Genomic DNA, 18434 nt, shown 5'->3' with positions numbered 1-18434 from the left:
TTGTCATAAATATGACATAATAAGGGGTATGAGTGGTAAATAGAAAGAAAAAGATAACGAGGTGTAGAACGATGAACGTTTATTTTACCCATGGCTCTGATTACTATATGGAGCGCTTAATACAGAAATATCCGGTGCGTAACATTATTAAATATGCGGGTCCGGAGGATATCGTGGTCTATGAAGCGACAGAAGACAAAACAGTCTTCAGTTCAGGAGAAGTCTATGAAGTGGTCGAACAGCAAGGCACAGTGAACGGAGAAGGTGTACTTCTGCTGAGATACTTCCAGGTCAGTGAAGAAAAACAAAAAGTCGCTGAGATGACCTTAACAGGACATAGCGACTTCAGTGAATATGATGGCTATCAGGCTTACCAGCTGCTGAGACCCCATAGAGGCCAGACTTATATCGCCCTCTTTCAGTTCGCTACAGCTGAATCTGCAGAAGACTTCAGAAAAAGTTCCGTCTATCGCCAATATTATGACGACTCATTGAAGCAGTATCAGTCTGCTGATTTCATCTCGAACGTTCAATTCACTAAATTATTACGGCCTTATGAGCCAGCAGAAAGAACAGAGGAATAAAAAAGACCGGCAGCTGCCGGTCTTCTTTGTCGTGACAGACGTTATGTCCGCCATCTGGCATTTATCGCTCATAACTCAGGGGGCAGCACCCTTTTCCGGTCATTATGAGCGATATTCTGTGTTTATCGCTCATAACTCAGGGGGCAGCACCTTTTTTAAGTCATTATGAGCGATATTCTGCATTTATCGCTCATAACTCAGAGGGCAGCACCCTTTTCCGGTCATTATGAGCGATATTCTGTGTTTATCGCTCATAACTCAGGAGGCAGCACCTTTTTTAAGTCATTATGAGCGATATTCTGCGTTTATCGCTCATAACTCAGGGGGCAGCACCCTTTTCCTGTCATTATGAGCGATATTCTGCATTTATCGCTCATAACTCAGGAGGCAGCACCTTTTTCCTGTCATTATGAGCGATATTCTGTGTTTATCGCTCATAACTCAGGGACCACCGCTAATCTTTCAGCAGCACCATGCGTTTCTTCAGTTTCGACATGACCTGCTGGTTGGTCCACCACATGATCGCAAAGAAAAACAGTACATAATAGAAGGTGCCAGGATACAGGCAGATATAAATAACTGCAACGACCACTGTCACTACGAGTGAGAGCTGCCAGAGGAATTTCTGGAAACCCTCTACTACTTTATTTTCCGCTACCGGCCAGACTTGCGGCCATAACTGATACGCCTGCTGTTTATAGAACTGTGACGACTGCAGGACAACAATGTAGATCATAAAGACACCGATGATCGCAGCGATAACAGGCTGATGGACGAGCCAGATAATCAGACCGCCTATCACCACAAGCCGGATAATAATCCAGAATGCATCTTTACTGCGCACAAAATTACGTTTGAACAGAAACAGGAACATACCATCATGATTGTACGCCCGGTCTTTCAGCAGCACATCAAGATAAGGCCGGCGCCGCACATTGTCCTTCAATCCTCTGACATCAGTGAAGAGATTGATGAATTTATACTGACGCTGTGTCAGGTCTTTTTCGTATTCAACCAGCGTTTCCCACGGATAGACACGTTTCTCAGCTATCTGACGTACGAGAAGCAGCAGGCCGAGCAGCATCACAAGCGAGGCCACTCCTGTAAACCAGCTGCCGTCAAGCGACATATAGATTCCTGATATCAGTACGATGAACAGCATTATATTGACGCTCAGATTTGAGACACTGATTTTCAGGAAATAAAAGCGCAGCAGCAGGCCGGTGCCTATACCGATAACACCTGTCAAATAAGCCATGATAGCCCCGTGCATAGAGAAATATGTCCCCGCATGATAAAGCGGCAGCAGAATGGCAAACAGCACTGTGAACAGCAGGCAGCGCCGTATAGCAGAGTCCGCTATACTCTTTCTGACATAATCATCCAGTTGTGCTTCATAAGGCAGTAAGAAAACCTGATCCGCTTCTCTGAAATAAGTGCGCAGCGGCGCCAGTGTCGCCAGCGCCAGGATAAAGGCGATGATCAGATGGTAGTCTATACCGTCCGGCAGTGCTTTTAAGAGCTGGCTGTACTGCAGCATCAGCGCACCGAAGGCGATGGACAGGAAGATGATGAAGTGCCCATTGAAGATAAAACGGCTGTACCGTGCGATTTCTTTAGCGTTCGCACCTGCTCGTTTCTGATAAAGCGACTTCGCGTTATACATGTTGATCACCTTGCGTCAGCTTGATATAGATCGCATCCAGGGATTCACCAGGCATACTGAGCTGAGACTGCAGCTCCTGAATAGTGCCTTTAGCCACTAAATGACCTTGGTGCATGATCAGAAAGTAATCGCAGTACCTCTCAGCGGTCGCAAGTATATGTGTACTCATCAGGACCGTGCGACCGGCCGCGCGTGCCTCTACCATCAAGTCAAGCATCGACTGTATACCGAGCGGGTCAAGTCCAAGAAACGGCTCATCGATGATATGGAGTTCAGGCTGACTGATGAATGCACAGATAATCATGACCTTCTGCTTCATCCCTTTAGAGAAATTCTGCGGAAACTGCTTCAGCTTATCTGCCAGCCTGAATGTTTTCAGCAGCGGCTGACTGCGCGTCATCGCTTCTTCCTTGGTCAGTCCATATGCCATAGCAGTCATATCAATATGCTCTTCTAATGTCAGTTCATCATACAGGACAGGGGACTCCGGAATATAGCTGATTTTCCGGCGGTAATCATAAGGGGCTTCACTAAGTGCGATGCCATCGATGGCAATATCCCCTTTCATCGGCTGAAGGAGTCCCAGCATATTCTTGATCGTCGTGCTTTTGCCGGCACCGTTCAAGCCGATCAGCCCGACGATTTCGCCTTTTTTCAATGTGAAATCTATATCGTGAATGACAGGCTGATTGCCGTACCCACCTGTCAGATGTCTTACTTCTACTGTCAAACTCGCGCACCTCCTAAGGATTATTTCATATTGTATCAAATATCCTTTGTATTCACCTATTGATATGGCTAAAATAAAAATATATCTATTTTACAGGAGGACCTACTATGACAGACTGTATTTTCTGCAAAATCATCAGCGGTGCCATCCCGTCCTATAAGGTTTATGAAGACGCGTATACTTATGCCTTCCTTGATATCTCACAGGTCGCTAAAGGGCACACGCTTGTCGTCCCTAAGAAACACAGTCAGGATCTGCTCGAGACAGAACCTGCAGTGCTGGCCCAGGTCATCACTTCCGTCCAGAAAGTCGCACAGATGATAGATGCCACCCTGCAACCTGACGGCATCAACATCGTGCAGAATAACCGTGCATTCGCCGACCAGAGCGTCTTCCATCTCCACTTCCATATCATGCCGCGTTATCAGGACGATATCGACGGCTTCGGTTACAAGTGGCAGACGCATAGCGATGCATTCGACGCTGACGCCATGACTGCACTCGCTGAGCAAATAAAGAATGCTTGATAGTCAGAATTAGGGGTATAACTAAGGAAAACCAATTGGAGGAATCATCTTATGAAAATCACACATATTGCTGCCGGCTTTACGGTCGGACTTGCAGCAGGTGCTGCGACTGCACTGCTGAACGCAGCCAAGCCTGGATCTGAAGTACAGCGTAATTTCATGGCGAATTCTACTGATGCCAAGGCTCAGGTTAAGCAGCTGAAGACAGAAATCGGTGACCTGAAGAACTATGCGATGCAGACGAAAGAAGAAAGCCAGAAGCTCATCAAAGAACTGGGCACTGAAGTCAAAGAAATGATTGCCAATTATAAGAGCGACATTGAGCCGAACATCAAACATCTGAAGTCCAATGTCGAAAATGTCAAAAATCGTGCAGATGAAGCAAAAGAAACATTCTCTAAAAAATAGCCTTATGTTAAAATAAATCAATTGCACTTATTAAAGCATGATGTCCTCGCATCATGCTTTCTCTATGACCTATTGAAGGGGGAATTTTTTTGCAGCGTGACCGCGAAATCATCGAACAAATGCTCTTTACTCATCATGTCTCTCAGCTGAGCAAAGCTTTATGGAAGACGGTCGAAAAGGACTGGCAGAGCTGGATCAAACCATATGACCTGAACATCAACGAACATCATATCCTCGTCATTATCCGCAATCTGGAAAAAGCAACGATTTCACAGGTCTCCCAGTACGGTGTCATGCATGTCTCAACGGTCTTCAACTTTGCGAAGAATCTCGAGAAGCGCGGCTATTTACGGATGCCGAAAAGCGAGTCGGATAAACGTAATACATATCTTGAACTGACTGAAAAAGGCAAGGAGCTTCTATACGAAACCTATAAGAACTACGAGAATACGGACGACCGTCTGCATGATGCCGCTTTAGAATATCAGAAGGTCATGCTGACGATGCCCGCTTTCAGCGACCTGAAATATATTGTCTCTCAGGTTTATGGCCGGGACTTTATCGAGCAGCTGGATAAAAGCCATCATGACCTTCTCGAAATACTGCTTGACGAAAATGAGGACAGTGAGGCATAATGCATAAGATAATATGACTGATAAGGAGCATTATTCATGTATTCATGTACTAAGAAACTCAACCTGAAACACACGTATGGCCGTCAGCGATTGATTTTCACTTCATTTCTCATCACTGTCATCACCTTCCTTGTTTCATTTGAGGTTTTCAGTTCTTTTGTCAGCGATCACTTCAGCGACAAGTATTTTCTGTTGTTTGTCGGGGCATGTCTGGCTGTTTATCCGTTACACAAATTCTGTCACATCATCATGTTCATGAATGACTTAGGCTCTATCATCATCCAGAAAGTCACAGCAATGGGGTTTCTGCCGATCCTGAACATCAGGCTCAACCACCCCATCAGTAAAGGGCGCTTTCTCATTACACTCGTAATGCCGTTTATCATTATCTCAGCACTGACATTGACCGCTGCAGTGTGGTATCCGCTATACGGACATTATTTTCTGTTTCTATTCTCAATGAATGTAGGTCTGTCATTTGTTGATTTCATTTATATGAAGTATCTGCTGGCCTCTCATAACTGCTCTTTCGTCGAGGAACGGAAGCATGGCCTGGAGTTACTCACGAAGTTCGACATATAATTTCATGATATTTTCATAATGAAATGCTATGCTAGAATGAGCAAAGAAAAGGAGATTGACAATGAAGAAACTAAAAAATGCAGTAGTACCAGCCCTCCTGTCTGTTTCAGTACTTGGACTGACAGCTTGCGGCAATGGCGATGAAGGCAAGACTTTAATCACTTCTAAGGCGGGAGACGTCACAACGACCCATGTGATCGATCAGATCGGCAAAGAAGAAATCGCGAAGAATGCCTTCCAGATTCTACTCAATGACATCCTGAAAGATAAGTACGGCAAGAAAGTAGATGAGCAGAAAATCAAGGACGATGTCGATGCTGAAATCAAGAAATACGGTGGCAAAGAGCAGTTCGAAGCCTTATTGCAGCAGCAGTCACCTGGTATGACAGCAGACAAATATAAAGAGTCCCGTCTGACAGAGGCTTATCAGAAACAGCTGATGAACGACACGGTGAAAGTTTCTGACGACGAAGTGAAAGACAGCGTCAAAAAAGCCTCTCATATTCTGATTAAAGTGAAATCTTCATCTGATCCTTCCGGCTTATCGGATGCGAAGGCGAAAGAGAAAGCACAGTCAATTCTCGAGCAGCTGAAAAAAGATCCAAAACAGTTTGCAAGCCTGGCTAAAAAAGAGTCCGGTGACACCGGTACAAAAGAAAAAGGCGGCGAACTCGGCTATGTCGCTAAAGGCGATACAGTGCCAGAATTCGAGAAAGCGCTGTTCAAGCTGAAAGAAGGCGAAATGTCCGGTCTTGTTAAATCGGATTATGGCTACCACATCATCAAAGCAGAAAAACAGGATGATTTCGCTAAGCAGAAAGAGGCCTTAAAAGAGAAGATCCGTCAGACTAAAGTACAGGAAAAACCTGAGCTGATGATTGATGCCTACAAAAAACTCTTAAAAGACTACAACGTCGATTATAAAGATGAAGACCTGAAGAAAATCATTGATGAGAAAATCCTCAATACTACAGCTTCACAGCAGTAATAAAAATGCTCTGATCCTCAAGATCAGAGCATTTTTTTATTCCAGTGTCTGCGGTTTATAGAACTGTCGGCCTTCCAGCGCGAATATCCGTTCTGAGAACTGCCCTTTCTCCACTTTCTTCAGATGTTTATCAAACATCTGCATACGGGCATCGATATTGTCGATGAAGTGAAGGATCTCTGCTTCTTTGACCATCGGCAGTTTAGGTGAACCATACTCCAGTTTGCCGTGATGCGCGAGAATCAGATGTCTCAGCAGCATGATTTCCTCACCTTCAATTCCATGCTCACGCGCCATCTCCGCTACTTCATCACTCATGATGGAGATGTGACCGAGCAGATTGCCTTCCACCGTGTAGCTCGTCGCCACAGGACCGGACAGTTCCTTCACTTTTCCCATGTCATGCAGAATAATGCCCGCATAGAGCAGACTCTTATTCAGTGATGGATAGATTGCGCACAGAGCTTCTGCCTGCTTAAGCATGGTCATCACATGGTAGAGGAGACCGGAGACAAAATTGTGATGGTTGGAACTTGCTGCCGGAAAGACCAGAAATTCCTGCTGATATTTCTTCAGTAACAGACGGGTGATGCGCTGCAGATTGGCATTCTCTATATCCATGACATAGGTCATCAGCTGGTCGGACATCTCCTGGGCAGAGACGGGCGCCGCTTCCAGGAAATGTTCAAGCTTAATGCCATCTTCTTCTGTCGCTAAGCGGAACTGATTGACTTTCATCTGCTTGCGGCCGCGATAATCAATGACATCGCCTTTGACTTTGACCAGTTTCTCCGGCTGCAGCAGTTTGATATCCTGTTCTGTAACCGTCCAGACTTTTGCTTCTATATCACCGCTCTTGTCCTTCAGATATAAGGTCAGGTACGGTTTTCCTTGATTGGTCACCCCTTGGACAGCTCGGTGGATCAGGAAAAATGCTTCGACCGATTCGCCGGGTTTCAATGTTTCAATTGTTCTCATTATTTTAACTCCTTCTCGTGGCGCTCAAGTACGATTGTCTGCTTGGCCGGTATATTCGTCGAGCGGTTGCAGGTGAAATACAAGTACTGATTATCCTGCTGCTGCATTAAGTACTCCAGTATCTTATCCTTACGATGCTTATCAAAATGAACAAATGCATCATCAATAATAATCGGAAATGGATAGAGGTATCTGAGATGATCGACCAGGCTTAGTCTCATCGTAATATAAAGCAACTCTTTCGTCGACTGAGACAGCTCGGTCGGATGATAGATCTGCCCGTTCTTATGCTTGACGAGCAGTGCATCCAGATAGATGACATCGATATAGCGCCCTTCTGTCAGCAGCGTGAAGATCTCTGAAGCTTTACGGATGATGTTCGGGATACGCTCTCCCTTGATTCTCTGATGATGTGCATCAATCAGTACTTCTATATAATGCAGGGCACTGTAATCAAGCGCAAGCTCATTGACGATATTACGTTCAATGGCATAACGATGGTTGAGCTCTGACAGCGTGGTGTCCTCTTCCATTGTTTTCATCATCTGCTCAATCTGATAGTGTTCATGCTCCCGCTCTTTTAATGTCTGTTCATATTCCTTCAGCTGATCCGTGATACGTCCTTCGATGAGCCGCAGATCTTCAGATGTCTGCTCTGCCAGCTGGGTGCTCATTTCATACGTGAAGTTCTCCTCTTCAAGCAGCTGACTCAGCTGATGATGGCGGTTCAGATTCTGATGATACTCAGTGAATGCTTCAAACTGTCTGTAATAGTCTGACTCCTCCGCCGCCCCTGCTTCATCGAACAGCTGCTTCAGTTCTGTATCCATTTCTTTGTAGCCTTCCTGCAAAGTGGCCAGTTCTTTTTCAGCCAGCTGTAACTGCTCTGTCAGGCGCTGCTGTTCTTTTCGGTTGCGTATCTCTGTTTTGACGAGGCCGCCAAGTTCTGCGAAGACGACTGAGAGGGCCACGTCAGATGAGACCAGGCTGAAGGCATTCACCTTCTGGCTGAAGTGATCAAGCTGCTGCTGCTCAGCGCTCAATGACGCCTTCAGCTGGAGGAGCTGCTGATAGGTCTGCTGCAGACGGTAGATGGTCCGGAACGCATCCGGCAGCAGTGAATCTTCGTAACTGAGTTTCAGCTGAAGTAGGCTCTTCGTTCTGTTCAATGTATCATTCACTTTTTTAAGCGCCGCTTCTTCTTCAGTCAGGAGCAGCTGCAGTTGTTCTTTTTTACGTCCAAGCGCTGCCTTCTCATCCAGAATACGCAGCTGTCTGTCACGGAGAGCCCGCTGACCTTCCAGATCAAACTGATCATCCAGCTGTGACTGCAGATGCTGAATTGAAGTTTCCAGCTGGCTGATCTCGTCCTGCATGATATGGTTCTGATTGTTTGGAACAGGCTTGTTCTGGAAGAATAAGATCATCATGATAATCGGTATCAAAAAGAGTATGGATGCCGGAATGTAAAACTGCAGGTAGAAGAGATAGGCCGCAGTCGCGAGCCCGACCAGTCCACCGAGCAGATAGATCAGATTCAGTTTCTGCCGTTTCTGCTCTTCAATCTCTGCTGTCCGCTGCTGCTCAGATTCAAGTTTATGATAGAGCTCTGTCTTCTGGCTCAGTTCCAGTCGCTGTTCCGAAAGCTGGATACCTGTTCTGAAGAGTTCATCGGTCACGATATGCGGTGTGATATCTGCCAGTTTATCTGCATTCAGCTCTTCTTCACGAGACAGCTGACTGATTTCACGCTGCAGCTGAGCGGCCTTCAGGTTCAGCTGCTCTTTATCTGACAAAGCATAGATCAGATGATCCTTCAGCGCTTCGTCTATCGTGACCGCATGATATTCCTGCCAGCCGATATCATGCTGCAATCTCTCTAATATCGCTTCTTTGTCAGCGATATCCCGTTCCAGCATCTCGCGGTTCTTCTGATGCACTTTAATCTGCGGCTCTTCCTGCAGCAGCTGTTCTGCTGCTGCAAAATCAGACGCAGCAAGTCGCTCAATGGCCGCGTTCTCACATCTGAGCTGACTGATTTTCTCTTCACAGAGGGCGATATCCCGTCTTGCGGCCTGCAGCTGTTTCTTTAAGCCTTCGTAGCGTTCAATCCCATGATCTGGAAAGACCAGCGGCTCAATATTCAGCTTCAGTTCCAGCTGTTTCCATTCCTTGGCACTGTGATGAAAGATCATCTCTTTCTGCTTCATCTGCTGCAATTTCGTCAGCTGCTGGATATGTGTCTTGATATCGTCCATTTTCTGCTTCAGTTCAAACTGTTCTGCCGTCAGCTGCTCGTACTGCTCAAGCTTGACTTCCTCATCCCTGATCTGCAGCTGCAGATTCAGAATCTCCGCTATATGATCGCTCAGCTCACCTTCAGAATGATCCGGTGACAGAAGCCGCAGCTTTTCTTTGATCAGATCCGTCTCAAGCGTTGAGAATTCAGTAGAACCGAAGACCCCTGCCTGCATCAGATAATCCTGCAGCTTCTCTTCTGTCAGCTTGTGCACCTGCTGCAGACCCAGGACATCAAATGAAAAGATTCTCTCATAGGCAGCATCCGTCATAAAGTTGAACTTCTGATGCAGCCATTCACCATCCTTCGGGCTGTTGTTATAGAGAACTGTCAGCTGCTCTGTGCCACCGCGGTAAACCCGCTCGATATGGAGCTCAGAACCAGCGTCCTCAATCACCATATGTCCGCCGTACTGGTTCGTAAAGCGCGGGACATACAGCGGTTTCTCTGTCCGCCCAAAACCGAACAGCAGTGAATGGATGAAAGTCTGCATCGTTGATTTGCCGGTCTCGTTTTCACCGTATATTTGAGTGAAGTTTCTATTCAGATTGAACTGCTGCTCTTCCAGCCGGCCGAAGCCGTATATCTCAAGCTTCTTAATTTTCATCGCTCTTCAGCCTTTCTTTCAGCTTTCTTTCCCCTTGATGAATCAGGGCGACCCGGTCAATCTGCGTATAATCATCAAGAAAACGGCTCATCTCCAGATCGTGATACAGCGGTTGCATCGCCTGATCGAACATGGCATCGTCTTCTATCATCGCTGCATCAAATTCCCGGTGCAGGGTCGTCGTATCAACCTGCTCCACTGTCAGTTTATCGATCCAGACAAAGACATGATCATGACGTTCGTGCTGCTGCACAAGGCGCTTGACCGCTGCCAGTCTCTTCGGCGTGATCAGCTGCTCCTCCTGATTGATCAGTTCAATCTGGTAGATGCCTTTGCCGTCCGGCCGGTGCTCCCCTTTAAATTCTTCCAGTAATTTGAGGAGACCATTCTTCGACAGATCTTCTACCCGGACTTCATACTGACCGAAGATGATATGCTGGACGGGGACGAATAATACTTTCATTTCGATATGGTCGCCTTCCACCATCAAGTAGCCTTTACGACCTGTTTCAGCAGGCAGATAGCTCTGAATGTTGCCCGGATAGTGAATATGAGGCATCTCACTGACCAGCTGTCTCTTATGACGGCCGCCGAGCGCCCAGTAATGATAGAGCTTCTCGTTAAGGGCTTCCTGTTCGAAATCACGGCCGAGTTCGCCGTAAAGCATTCCGATATGGATGCTCTTATCAACCTGATTCGTCGGAAAATAGCTGATATCATGACCGCTGCTTGTGCCGTGGATATAGACCGTATCACCGGACTTCGTAATAAACTGATAGCTTTCGACTTGATCATTGAAGATGATGACATTATCGGGCCAGCTTACCGGGCGCAGCGGCAGACCGGTCTCACCCAGAATGATATAGACATAAATGCCTGCATCCTTCAGTCGCTGGAATTGCTTCTTCAGGAAGATGGTCGTTCTCAGTGTCTGATTATCCGCAGCCAGGACATCTCCAGCGATCAGGACAAAGTCAACCTCCTGCTGAATCGCATCCTTGATCAGCGTACTGAAGCTTTCAAAGCTGGCGCGGTGAATATCTGACATGATGGCTTCTGAGACATAGCCACTCAGCTGGAATGGCGCATCTAAATGTAAATCTGCACAGTGAATAAATTTAATCATTGATCTACCTCGTTTAGTGACTTCACTTTATTTTACAATAAAAAAGACGACGAAACATAAAAAAGCCGAAGATTAGTCTTCGACTTTATAGAGATGATTCAACTTTTTGATTTTTTCGCTTGTATAGTGCGCGTATGACTGATTGTAACTCTTCGGATCTTTCGGATTCAGATAATTCTCGATCTTGCCCGTCTCGGGATGAATGAATTTAGAGGAAGCACCGCAGCCGATGCCGATGATCGTCTGAACCTCCTCCATGATGAGGATGTTATAAAGCGAATATTCCTGGTCAATGGCATAGCCGATATTCTCAAGATTGCCGAGAATATTTTTCTGCCGGTATAAATAATAGGGTTTATAGCCTTCTTCAGCAGCGAACTGCCGGGTCATATTCATCATGTGCATGATCTCATCACGCGGCGCCACAGGATATTTCTCTTTGTTGCGGGTCATCTCGCTTGCGCGCTTGAAGCTGAGAGTATGAACCGTAAGAGACTCCGGTCGCAGCTTCTTTGTCTCAGCGAGGGAATGCGCCACATGTGTACGATCCTCATTCGGCAGCCCGATGATCAGGTCCATATTGATATTATTCATCTGGTATTCTCTGGCAAGCTTGAATTTGTCGACTGTCTCTTTGACAGAATGATGACGGCCGATCGCTTTCAATGTCTCATCTGTAAAGCTCTGCGGATTGATGCTGATGCGGTCGATGTCAAAGTCATTCAGCACTTTAAGCGTCTCCGCATCAATCGTATCAGGACGTCCCGCTTCGACCGTCACTTCTCTGACGGTCGACATATCAAAGGAGGCATAGCACTGATCCAGCAGCATCTTGAGGTCTTTTGGTGTGATGGATGTCGGTGTGCCGCCGCCGAAATAAATAGTCGTCACCTTGATGTCATTCTCTTTCAGCCAGCGACCTGTTTCAGCGATTTCATGCAGCAGACCCACCAGAAATTCCGGGACATCATTCTTATGGACCAAGATACTGTAGGCCGGGAATGTGCAGTAGGCACACTTCGTCGGGCAGAAGGGGATGCCGATATAGACACTCACTTCCCGCTTCAGCTCGTATAGATCGGGTATCGCTTCATTCTGAGTGTGAACGATTGACTTCATCAGATCAAGTTTCTCCTGGCTGATCAGATAATCCTGCGTCAGTCTGCTGCTGATGGCTTCATGTGAGAGTCCCTGACGGTAAAGGCGGTGATACAGCTTTGTCGGCCGGATGCCTGTGAGAATCCCCCAGCTCTGCGTGATGCCTGTATGGGCAGTCAGCATCGTCACAAGCGTCTCCGCAACGGCCTGTTTCACCGTCTTCTTATCCTGGCCTGTCCGCTTTGCGGTCGCTGTATAGACTTCCCCGTCTATCGTCAGATGCCCCGTCACCGTGACGCCTTCTTCCTTTGTCACCTTGAAGGCAAGTTCATGCTGCCCTTCTCCTACCAAGAGAAAAGAGTCTTCATAATAAAGGTTGATGATGTTCTGCAGGTAGAGGAGATCATGCTCCATTTCCTGATTCTTCAAATATAGTTTCATGGCTTACCTCTTTAAAAAAAATAAACGAAAACAAGGTTTCGTTTATTTTCTACATGTTTATTGGTTGTCTTGCCCGTATAAGTCTTGTAGCGGTTTTAAGATGATGCGGTTCAAGTCTTCGATGACCTGTCCCATGCGTTGTTCAGCCTGCATGAGTTTTGAGATGTTCTCATCCTGCTCAATCTTGCCCGCAAGCTCATTCGCTTTGGCGATATCCTCTTCTGTGATCTCTTCACCGCTCATCTGTTTTTCCTGTAAAGTCATCTGGATGCTGCGGAAATCTGCGAAGATGGCTTTCGATTCCTCATTGCTGTTAACCGCTTCTAATTGCGCTTTAACCGCCTGATACTCTTCGCTCTGGCGCAGTGCGCTTTCCAATCTGTTTGCATCATCATAAATATTAACTGACATATTAATTCTCCTTTAACTAACTGTTTCCTCTAATTTAACATACTTAAGGAAGATAATCACTTGATTAGGATCAAATAAAGAGGGCGACGACACCTTGCAGGAGGCCGATGATGCCCCCCAGTAAAAAGCCGAGCAGCGTGATCAGCTTGAGCTCTTTACTCGCGATTTCGATGACCAGCTCTTCAATAAATGACAGCTGGAAACGGTCGATCTGGTCTTTGATCAGCTCTGCGATATGCAGGCGGTCAAGAATGGCGGGCATGCTGTCTGCCACGCGTGCCAGTCCTGTGTCAAGCAGCCGGTCCATCCCTTCATTTTCTGCATAGCGGAATGCTTCGGGGAACAGCTCATAGAGCGGCGTGCGTGTATAGTACTCGATATTGATTTTCTCTTTGATCGTCTCGACGGAACGGTTGATCAGAAGACGGACTTTTTCTTCCGAAATATAATCAATAGGCGCGGTCTGCATAAGACGGCTATATTCTTTATCAACTTCACTCTGGATGATGGCCTTGATCTTCTCTTCCTCTGTCAGCTTCAGCATCTCTCGCTGCACGCGCTCAGCAATAGCGTCCGGTGTCATCAGCATCTGCAGCAGACCGATCATTTTACCTTTTTGCGTGAAGAAATTCTCAACCATGTTCAGGATATCGTCATAGCCTTTATCTGAAGCGATATACACCTGAAACTTCTCCAGCAGCACATCAGAAGCCCGATTCACTTTCTCAGTGAGTGCCAGCTGGGTCTGCTCAGGCAGCAGCTGACTTAGCGCGGTGCCGGCATACTGGTCAGCGACAGCGGTCAGCTCTGCCTTGATTTTCTCTTCCAGCATGTGGTTCAGCCGGCTGTCAATATCCAGGTTAAAGCGCTCAGCTAAATAACCGATCGTGTACCGCTGATCTTTCAAGTTCCCGAGCTGCTCTTTCAGCAATCTTTCAAAGAAGACACGTGTTTCAGCGGTCATGATCTTTTCCTTGAAGACGTCAGGCGTCAGCAGATGACGGGTGACCATCTCACCTATTTTCTGGGACAGTTCATGACGGCGTTTCGGAATAAGCCCCGGTGTGAACGGCAGCTGACGACCCAGCACATAGACAGGTTCGTAAGGTCTGAATAACATCTTGATCGCAATATAATTCGTGAATCCGCCGATGACAGCACCAATCAGACCCATAAAGAGAACAAGTAGTATTGACTGCATAAAGCTCCTCCTTTATAAGAAAAAGCAAACGTCATGACGTTTGCTTAAACATTTACAAGCTGCTCAGCTGTCTTCTTAGAGAAGAACATTTCAGCTTCGCGTTCTTTATTAGAACCATAGAGCGGCTGATTAGAACGGTCAAGAATACGGTAAAGATTTGAGATCTTGTTGAACTGTAAAGTAAAACCTGCTTCTTCGCGTCTCGTTTCCCACCAGAGCTCATCTAAGTTATCGTTCTGCGGATATGCACAAGCACCACGCGAAATCACTTGGACCACTTCAAGCGGATCGCCGCCAAGTGTTGTCTGGAGCACTTCTGAATCGCGGAACAATGCACATAATGAGACACATGTGGTCCAGTTAGGCAGGACACGTTCTTTCTCAATCTGCACTAATGTTTTCTTTGAAAGACCGATCGTCTGAGCCATGGTATCTTGTGTATAGCCAGCTTCAATTCTGACCATCTTAAATTTTGTCTGCAGTAAATCTGTAAAAGTTTGTTTATCCATTCCATTCGACCTTTCTTTTATATATTTACTCATCATTAAATGTTAATAACATTAAATTGAAATAATACACATCTCAATAAGTCACTTTAACATCTTAATATAATTTACAAAAAATTAAAAGAAAAAAATACTCATTTTATGCTCTTTTGCCGATATGTGTCCATTCTCTGTAAATTGACAGATTAGTCACGCAATTCAAATGATGATGCCCTCTTTTTTCACGCTGTCACGGGCTGTATTCTCTATTGTAGAAATCAGCAGGCTTTTGCGTCATAATAATGAAGTATTCTAACTAAAGGCGGGATTGTATGCATATTAAAGATAAACTGGAACAGGCAAAAAAGGGCGCGCGCGTCAGTATCATGATGTATATTCTGCTGACCATCCTGAAAGTGGTGTTCGGTTATCTCAATGATTCTCATGCCCTCGTGGCGGATGGTCTTAACAACGCGACAGATGTCATCTCCTCTATCGCCTTACTCATCGGACTATCTATTTCTATGCGGCCGGCAGACTCCAACCATAACTACGGTCATTACCGTGCGGAGTTTATTGCATCACTGATCGCGTCCTTCATCATGTTCGCCGTGTCAGTTCAAGTCATTGTGCAAGGCATCACTCACTTTATTCAGGGCGAGTATTCAGCCCCTACTTTTGAGGCAGGTCTCGTTGCACTGCTCTCCGGAATTCTGATGTTAGGGGTCTATTTCTACAATCGTAATCTCGCCAGAAAAGTCGGCTCCAGCGCACTGAAGGCAGCTGCGTACGACAACCTGTCCGATGCGCTTGTCAGCTTCGGCACCCTTGCCGGCATCCTGGGCGTGATGCTCGGTTTCCATACGCTGGATACCATCGCAGCTGTCGTTGTCGGTCTTATCATCATGAAGACATCCATCGATATCTTCAAGGATACGGCCATCACCCTGACAGACGGCTTTGATGTCGAGACGCTGACCGACATGAAGAGCCTGGTCACAACGATTCCCGGCGTCATCCGGGTAATTGACTTAAAGGGTCGCAACCACGGCGTCATCACATTCGCCGATGTCACCGTGACAGTCAATTCCCTCCTCACTGTCAAAGAGAGTCACGATATCGCTGAAGCCATTGAGTCCAGGATGAAAGAACAGTTCGGCTCCATCGAGACCATCGTACACATTGAGCCGGAAGGAGGAGATACAGATGTTCAAAGATAAAGTAGTGGTCATTACAGGCGGCGCAGCAGGAATCGGACGTGCTGCCGCAGAACGCTTCAGACAGGAAGCGGCTGAGGTCGCTGTCATAGATATTCAGGAGAACGGGTATTTTACAGGCGATATCAGTCAGCCTGAGACACTCGTCCAGTTCCACGACAGAGTGGTGAAGGACTTTGGTGCGATCGATGTTCTGATCAACAACGCACTGCCGCTGATGAAAGGCATTGATGATTGCAGTTATGAAGAGTTTCTGTACGCCCAGCAGGTCGGTGTCGCCGCGCCGTTCTATCTCAGTAAGCTCTTCAAGGACGATTTCACGGCCGAGGGTTCCATCATCAACATCACTTCTACACGTGCAGCTATGAGTCAGTCCCAGACGGAAAGCTACACAGCAGCGAAAGGCGGCCTCACCAGTCTGACGCACGCACTGGCCATGAGCCTGAATGTCAGAGTCAATGCCATCGCGCCGGGTTGGATTGATACGGCTGAATCTGAATTTTCAGGGGCGAACCACTCGCAGCACCCTGCCGGACGCGTCGGTAAACCAGAAGATATCGTTGAGATGATGTTATTCCTTGCTTCAGCCAGAGCAAGCTTTATCACCGGTCAGGTCTTTACAGTTGATGGCGGCATGACCAGACAGATGATTTATCACAATGATCAAGGCTGGCATTTCAACGGCTAAAATAAAGCGAAGATGACACGTCATCTTCGCTTTATTTATTGATTAAGTTGTAAGTCATCGCATAGATAGCGGCCTGCGTACGGTCCGTCACCTCAAGTTTCGTGAAGATGTGGCTGACATGTGTCTTGACCGTTTTTTCAGACACGAACAGAATATCCGCAATCTCCTTATTTGTATGACCTTTTGTCATCTCTTCCAGTACTTCCAGTTCCCGTTTAGACAGTCTGTTCCTAAGATGGGGCAATGAGACTGCCGCCTCCGCTGCTGTCATGACTGAAGGATGGAAGTATCTTTCCCCCGCCACCACTTTATTGATGGTCTCTATCAGTTGACCGGGTTCAGCATCTTTGATTTCATAGCCATCTGCCCCTGCTTCCATGACGCCGATGACATGCTCCTCGTCAATATAACTGGATAAGATGAGAATCTTAATCTCCGGATAATGCTGTTTGATGTATTTAGTCGTTTCAATTCCATCCATACGCGGCATCACAAGGTCCATCAGAATACATGCCGGATGCACGCCTTCTGCCAGGTAGTCTATGACTTCCTGACCGTCACTGAAATCTGCGATGACTTCATAATCTGTCATCGAATCCACCAGAAACTTCAGACCCTGTCTGACAATATGATGGTCATCAACGAGTACAAGTGTCGTCATGGTCTCATCCTTTCAGCTGCAGTGTAATCGTTGTTCCTGCTTTACTGCTGTCAATCAGGAGCTGTCCGCCTATCGACTCTGCACGCTGCTGCATATTGCCAAGTCCATGTGTCGGCAGCTGACTGGCTGAACTGACAGTAAAGCCCTTGCCGTTATCTTCTATTGTAACAGAGTGTGCACTGATTGTGATGACCGCCTGCTGTGTCTCAGCATGTTTTCTGATATTGTTCAACGCTTCCTGGATGATTCTGAAGATAGTAATCTCTTCTTTATTATCAAACTGTACGAGACCCTCTACGTGGAGGGTCGTCTCCAGATTCAGCACCTGGGCATACTGACGGATGGCATGGGTCAGCCCCTCCTCCAGCCCGATAGGCTTCAGCTGCCAGATAAGTGCACGCATCTCATTGACGGCATTCTGACTCGTCTCCTCTATGATGGAGAATGCCATCTTCGAGCGGGCATCCTCCGTCTGAGCCCCCGCGGCATGGGCTGTCAGCTTCAGTGAGAACAGCATCTGATTGACAGAATCGTGGAGGTCACGTGCCAGGCGATTGCGTTCATTCGTCAGCGCAATCTCCCGTTCCTTCTCCGTCAGCGCAATCCGCTTGATTGCACTGCCGATCTGGAAGGCGACTGATTCCAGCAGCTCTAATTCTTCTGCACTATACGTTTCCTTATGAGGTGTGGCGACATTCAGCAGGCCGAACTTCTCCTGTCCGGACTGCAGCGGCACAGTGGCATGATGCGTGATGCCCCCTGTTTCAGACGGGAATTTGCGGTTCGCCTGAACGATTCGGGAGCAGGTGATGATGTTCGAGGCCTTCGTCAATTTGCCTTGATGATACCTTGAGACACACCAGCAAGGGCCTTCCGTCATATAATGGCAGTGATTCCGCTCAAGCGCCTGGGGTAGGTCATAATCAGAGACAAGCTGATGGTGACCGTCCTGATCGATAAAAAAAATCCAGCCGGTCGAAAAATCACTGCCTTCGACCAGCCGTTTCAGCGCACCCAACAGCATTGACTGAACTTCTGTTTCCTCATTCAGAAATTCTGCTATTTCTTTTAACAGTGCTGTCTTTGATTTCATGCGCTCACC

Annotated in this window: 19 protein-coding genes; 8 read left to right on the top strand and 11 right to left on the bottom strand. The window is 46.9% G+C overall.

Annotated features, from left to right (window positions below):
- Positions 1–71 precede the first annotated feature (71 nt).
- Entirely contained in the window at positions 72–584 is a 513-nt protein-coding gene (locus tag ERX55_RS05395; RefSeq protein WP_133451561.1) for a putative antibiotic biosynthesis monooxygenase, read from the top strand.
- A gap of 454 nt (positions 585–1038) precedes the next feature.
- On the opposite strand, the gene ERX55_RS05390 is transcribed toward ERX55_RS05395, so the two are convergent.
- Together ERX55_RS05390 and ERX55_RS05385 are read right to left on the bottom strand one after the other, a co-directional pair.
- A complete protein-coding gene (locus tag ERX55_RS05390) occupies positions 1039–2250 on the bottom strand; it encodes an ABC transporter permease (protein ID WP_133451560.1) in 1212 nt (403 codons plus the stop codon).
- Positions 2243–2980 (bottom strand): ABC transporter ATP-binding protein, encoded by a 738-nt coding sequence (locus tag ERX55_RS05385; RefSeq protein WP_133451559.1) that lies wholly within the window; start codon positions 2978–2980, stop codon positions 2243–2245. Before ERX55_RS05385 ends, ERX55_RS05390 begins: the two co-directional genes overlap by 8 nt.
- A 107-nt stretch (positions 2981–3087) precedes the next feature.
- Here ERX55_RS05385 and ERX55_RS05380 point away from each other — a divergent pair, with 107 nt between their 5' ends.
- The 5 genes from ERX55_RS05380 to ERX55_RS05360 all read left to right on the top strand — a co-directional run bounded on the left by ERX55_RS05380 (position 3088) and on the right by ERX55_RS05360 (position 6120).
- A complete protein-coding gene (locus ERX55_RS05380) occupies positions 3088–3507 on the top strand; it encodes an HIT family protein (protein WP_133451558.1) in 420 nt (139 codons plus the stop codon).
- Between the two features lie 51 nt (positions 3508–3558).
- Positions 3559–3915, top strand: coding sequence for a YtxH domain-containing protein (locus ERX55_RS05375; protein ID WP_133451557.1), 357 nt, complete (start codon positions 3559–3561; stop codon positions 3913–3915).
- 89 nt (positions 3916–4004) lie between these two features.
- Positions 4005–4550, top strand: coding sequence for an HTH-type transcriptional regulator Hpr (locus ERX55_RS05370; protein ID WP_165983711.1), 546 nt, complete (start codon positions 4005–4007; stop codon positions 4548–4550).
- Between the two features lie 36 nt (positions 4551–4586).
- Positions 4587–5132, top strand: coding sequence for a DUF3267 domain-containing protein (locus ERX55_RS05365; protein WP_133451556.1), 546 nt, complete (start codon positions 4587–4589; stop codon positions 5130–5132).
- A 61-nt stretch (positions 5133–5193) separates the two neighbouring features.
- Positions 5194–6120: a peptidylprolyl isomerase gene (locus ERX55_RS05360; RefSeq protein ID WP_133451555.1), complete on the top strand. Its 927-nt coding sequence runs from the start codon at positions 5194–5196 to the stop codon at positions 6118–6120.
- Positions 6121–6156: 36 nt separating this feature from the next.
- On the opposite strand, the gene yhaM is transcribed toward ERX55_RS05360, so the two are convergent.
- From yhaM to xdrA, 7 genes are all read right to left on the bottom strand, one after another.
- On the bottom strand, positions 6157–7098 hold the full coding sequence (gene yhaM, locus ERX55_RS05355; protein ID WP_133451554.1) for a 3'-5' exoribonuclease YhaM: 942 nt from the start codon (positions 7096–7098) through the stop codon (positions 6157–6159).
- Positions 7098–10004 (bottom strand): ATP-binding protein, encoded by a 2907-nt coding sequence (locus tag ERX55_RS05350; RefSeq protein WP_133451553.1) that lies wholly within the window; start codon positions 10002–10004, stop codon positions 7098–7100. Before ERX55_RS05350 ends, yhaM begins: the two co-directional genes overlap by 1 nt.
- Entirely contained in the window at positions 9994–11130 is a 1137-nt protein-coding gene (locus ERX55_RS05345) for a metallophosphoesterase family protein (RefSeq protein WP_133451552.1), read from the bottom strand. Before ERX55_RS05345 ends, ERX55_RS05350 begins: the two co-directional genes overlap by 11 nt.
- Positions 11131–11202: 72 nt before the next feature.
- Positions 11203–12669: a coproporphyrinogen III oxidase gene (locus ERX55_RS05340; RefSeq protein WP_133451551.1), complete on the bottom strand. Its 1467-nt coding sequence runs from the start codon at positions 12667–12669 to the stop codon at positions 11203–11205.
- A gap of 57 nt (positions 12670–12726) precedes the next feature.
- On the bottom strand, positions 12727–13080 hold the full coding sequence (locus ERX55_RS05335) for a YlbF/YmcA family competence regulator (RefSeq protein WP_133451550.1): 354 nt from the start codon (positions 13078–13080) through the stop codon (positions 12727–12729).
- A 70-nt stretch (positions 13081–13150) separates the two neighbouring features.
- Complete coding sequence (locus ERX55_RS05330) at positions 13151–14281, bottom strand: DUF445 domain-containing protein (RefSeq protein ID WP_133451549.1); 1131 nt, start codon at positions 14279–14281, stop codon at positions 13151–13153.
- A gap of 44 nt (positions 14282–14325) precedes the next feature.
- Positions 14326–14790 carry an XRE family transcriptional regulator XdrA gene (gene xdrA, locus ERX55_RS05325; RefSeq protein ID WP_133451548.1) on the bottom strand — a complete coding sequence of 155 codons (465 nt, stop codon included), beginning with the start codon at positions 14788–14790 and terminating at the stop codon, positions 14326–14328.
- Positions 14791–15098: 308 nt separating this feature from the next.
- Between xdrA and ERX55_RS05320 the strand changes: the two genes are divergently transcribed.
- Both ERX55_RS05320 and ERX55_RS05315 read left to right on the top strand, forming a co-directional pair.
- Positions 15099–15986: a cation diffusion facilitator family transporter gene (locus ERX55_RS05320; RefSeq protein WP_133451547.1), complete on the top strand. Its 888-nt coding sequence runs from the start codon at positions 15099–15101 to the stop codon at positions 15984–15986.
- Positions 15973–16671 carry an SDR family oxidoreductase gene (locus tag ERX55_RS05315; protein WP_133451546.1) on the top strand — a complete coding sequence of 233 codons (699 nt, stop codon included), beginning with the start codon at positions 15973–15975 and terminating at the stop codon, positions 16669–16671. Before ERX55_RS05320 ends, ERX55_RS05315 begins: the two co-directional genes overlap by 14 nt.
- 31 nt (positions 16672–16702) lie before the next feature.
- Here the strand turns inward: ERX55_RS05315 and ERX55_RS05310 are convergent, their stop codons facing one another.
- Together ERX55_RS05310 and ERX55_RS05305 are read right to left on the bottom strand one after the other, a co-directional pair.
- The gene (locus ERX55_RS05310) at positions 16703–17332 is read right to left on the bottom strand and encodes a response regulator (RefSeq protein ID WP_133451545.1); all 630 of its coding nucleotides are present in this window, start codon (positions 17330–17332) and stop codon (positions 16703–16705) included.
- A 4-nt stretch (positions 17333–17336) separates the two neighbouring features.
- Entirely contained in the window at positions 17337–18425 is a 1089-nt protein-coding gene (locus tag ERX55_RS05305; RefSeq protein ID WP_133451544.1) for a GAF domain-containing sensor histidine kinase, read from the bottom strand.
- Positions 18426–18434 lie beyond the last annotated feature (9 nt).

This window comes from Macrococcus bovicus (genome assembly GCF_004359575.1).
Taxonomy (GTDB): domain Bacteria; phylum Bacillota; class Bacilli; order Staphylococcales; family Staphylococcaceae; genus Macrococcus; species Macrococcus bovicus.
Note: the sequence above shows the minus strand (reverse complement) of the source record. Positions and strands in the feature narration are given on the sequence as shown.

What these genes read in the sequence shown, in the direction of transcription:
- ERX55_RS05395 (WP_133451561.1), top strand. Translation starts at nt 72, where the DNA reads ATGAACGTTTATTTTACCCATGGCTCTGATTACTATATGGAGCGCTTA.
- ERX55_RS05390 (WP_133451560.1), bottom strand. Translation starts at nt 2,250, where the DNA reads ATGTATAACGCGAAGTCGCTTTATCAGAAACGAGCAGGTGCGAACGCT.
- ERX55_RS05380 (WP_133451558.1), top strand. Translation starts at nt 3,088, where the DNA reads ATGACAGACTGTATTTTCTGCAAAATCATCAGCGGTGCCATCCCGTCC.
- ERX55_RS05375 (WP_133451557.1), top strand. Translation starts at nt 3,559, where the DNA reads ATGAAAATCACACATATTGCTGCCGGCTTTACGGTCGGACTTGCAGCA.
- ERX55_RS05365 (WP_133451556.1), top strand. Translation starts at nt 4,587, where the DNA reads ATGTATTCATGTACTAAGAAACTCAACCTGAAACACACGTATGGCCGT.
- ERX55_RS05360 (WP_133451555.1), top strand. Translation starts at nt 5,194, where the DNA reads ATGAAGAAACTAAAAAATGCAGTAGTACCAGCCCTCCTGTCTGTTTCA.
- yhaM (WP_133451554.1), bottom strand. Translation starts at nt 7,098, where the DNA reads ATGAGAACAATTGAAACATTGAAACCCGGCGAATCGGTCGAAGCATTT.
- ERX55_RS05350 (WP_133451553.1), bottom strand. Translation starts at nt 10,004, where the DNA reads ATGAAAATTAAGAAGCTTGAGATATACGGCTTCGGCCGGCTGGAAGAG.
- ERX55_RS05345 (WP_133451552.1), bottom strand. Translation starts at nt 11,130, where the DNA reads ATGATTAAATTTATTCACTGTGCAGATTTACATTTAGATGCGCCATTC.
- ERX55_RS05340 (WP_133451551.1), bottom strand. Translation starts at nt 12,669, where the DNA reads ATGAAACTATATTTGAAGAATCAGGAAATGGAGCATGATCTCCTCTAC.
- ERX55_RS05335 (WP_133451550.1), bottom strand. Translation starts at nt 13,080, where the DNA reads ATGTCAGTTAATATTTATGATGATGCAAACAGATTGGAAAGCGCACTG.
- ERX55_RS05330 (WP_133451549.1), bottom strand. Translation starts at nt 14,281, where the DNA reads ATGCAGTCAATACTACTTGTTCTCTTTATGGGTCTGATTGGTGCTGTC.
- xdrA (WP_133451548.1), bottom strand. Translation starts at nt 14,790, where the DNA reads ATGGATAAACAAACTTTTACAGATTTACTGCAGACAAAATTTAAGATG.
- ERX55_RS05320 (WP_133451547.1), top strand. Translation starts at nt 15,099, where the DNA reads ATGCATATTAAAGATAAACTGGAACAGGCAAAAAAGGGCGCGCGCGTC.
- ERX55_RS05315 (WP_133451546.1), top strand. Translation starts at nt 15,973, where the DNA reads ATGTTCAAAGATAAAGTAGTGGTCATTACAGGCGGCGCAGCAGGAATC.
- ERX55_RS05310 (WP_133451545.1), bottom strand. Translation starts at nt 17,332, where the DNA reads ATGACGACACTTGTACTCGTTGATGACCATCATATTGTCAGACAGGGT.
- ERX55_RS05305 (WP_133451544.1), bottom strand. Translation starts at nt 18,425, where the DNA reads ATGAAATCAAAGACAGCACTGTTAAAAGAAATAGCAGAATTTCTGAAT.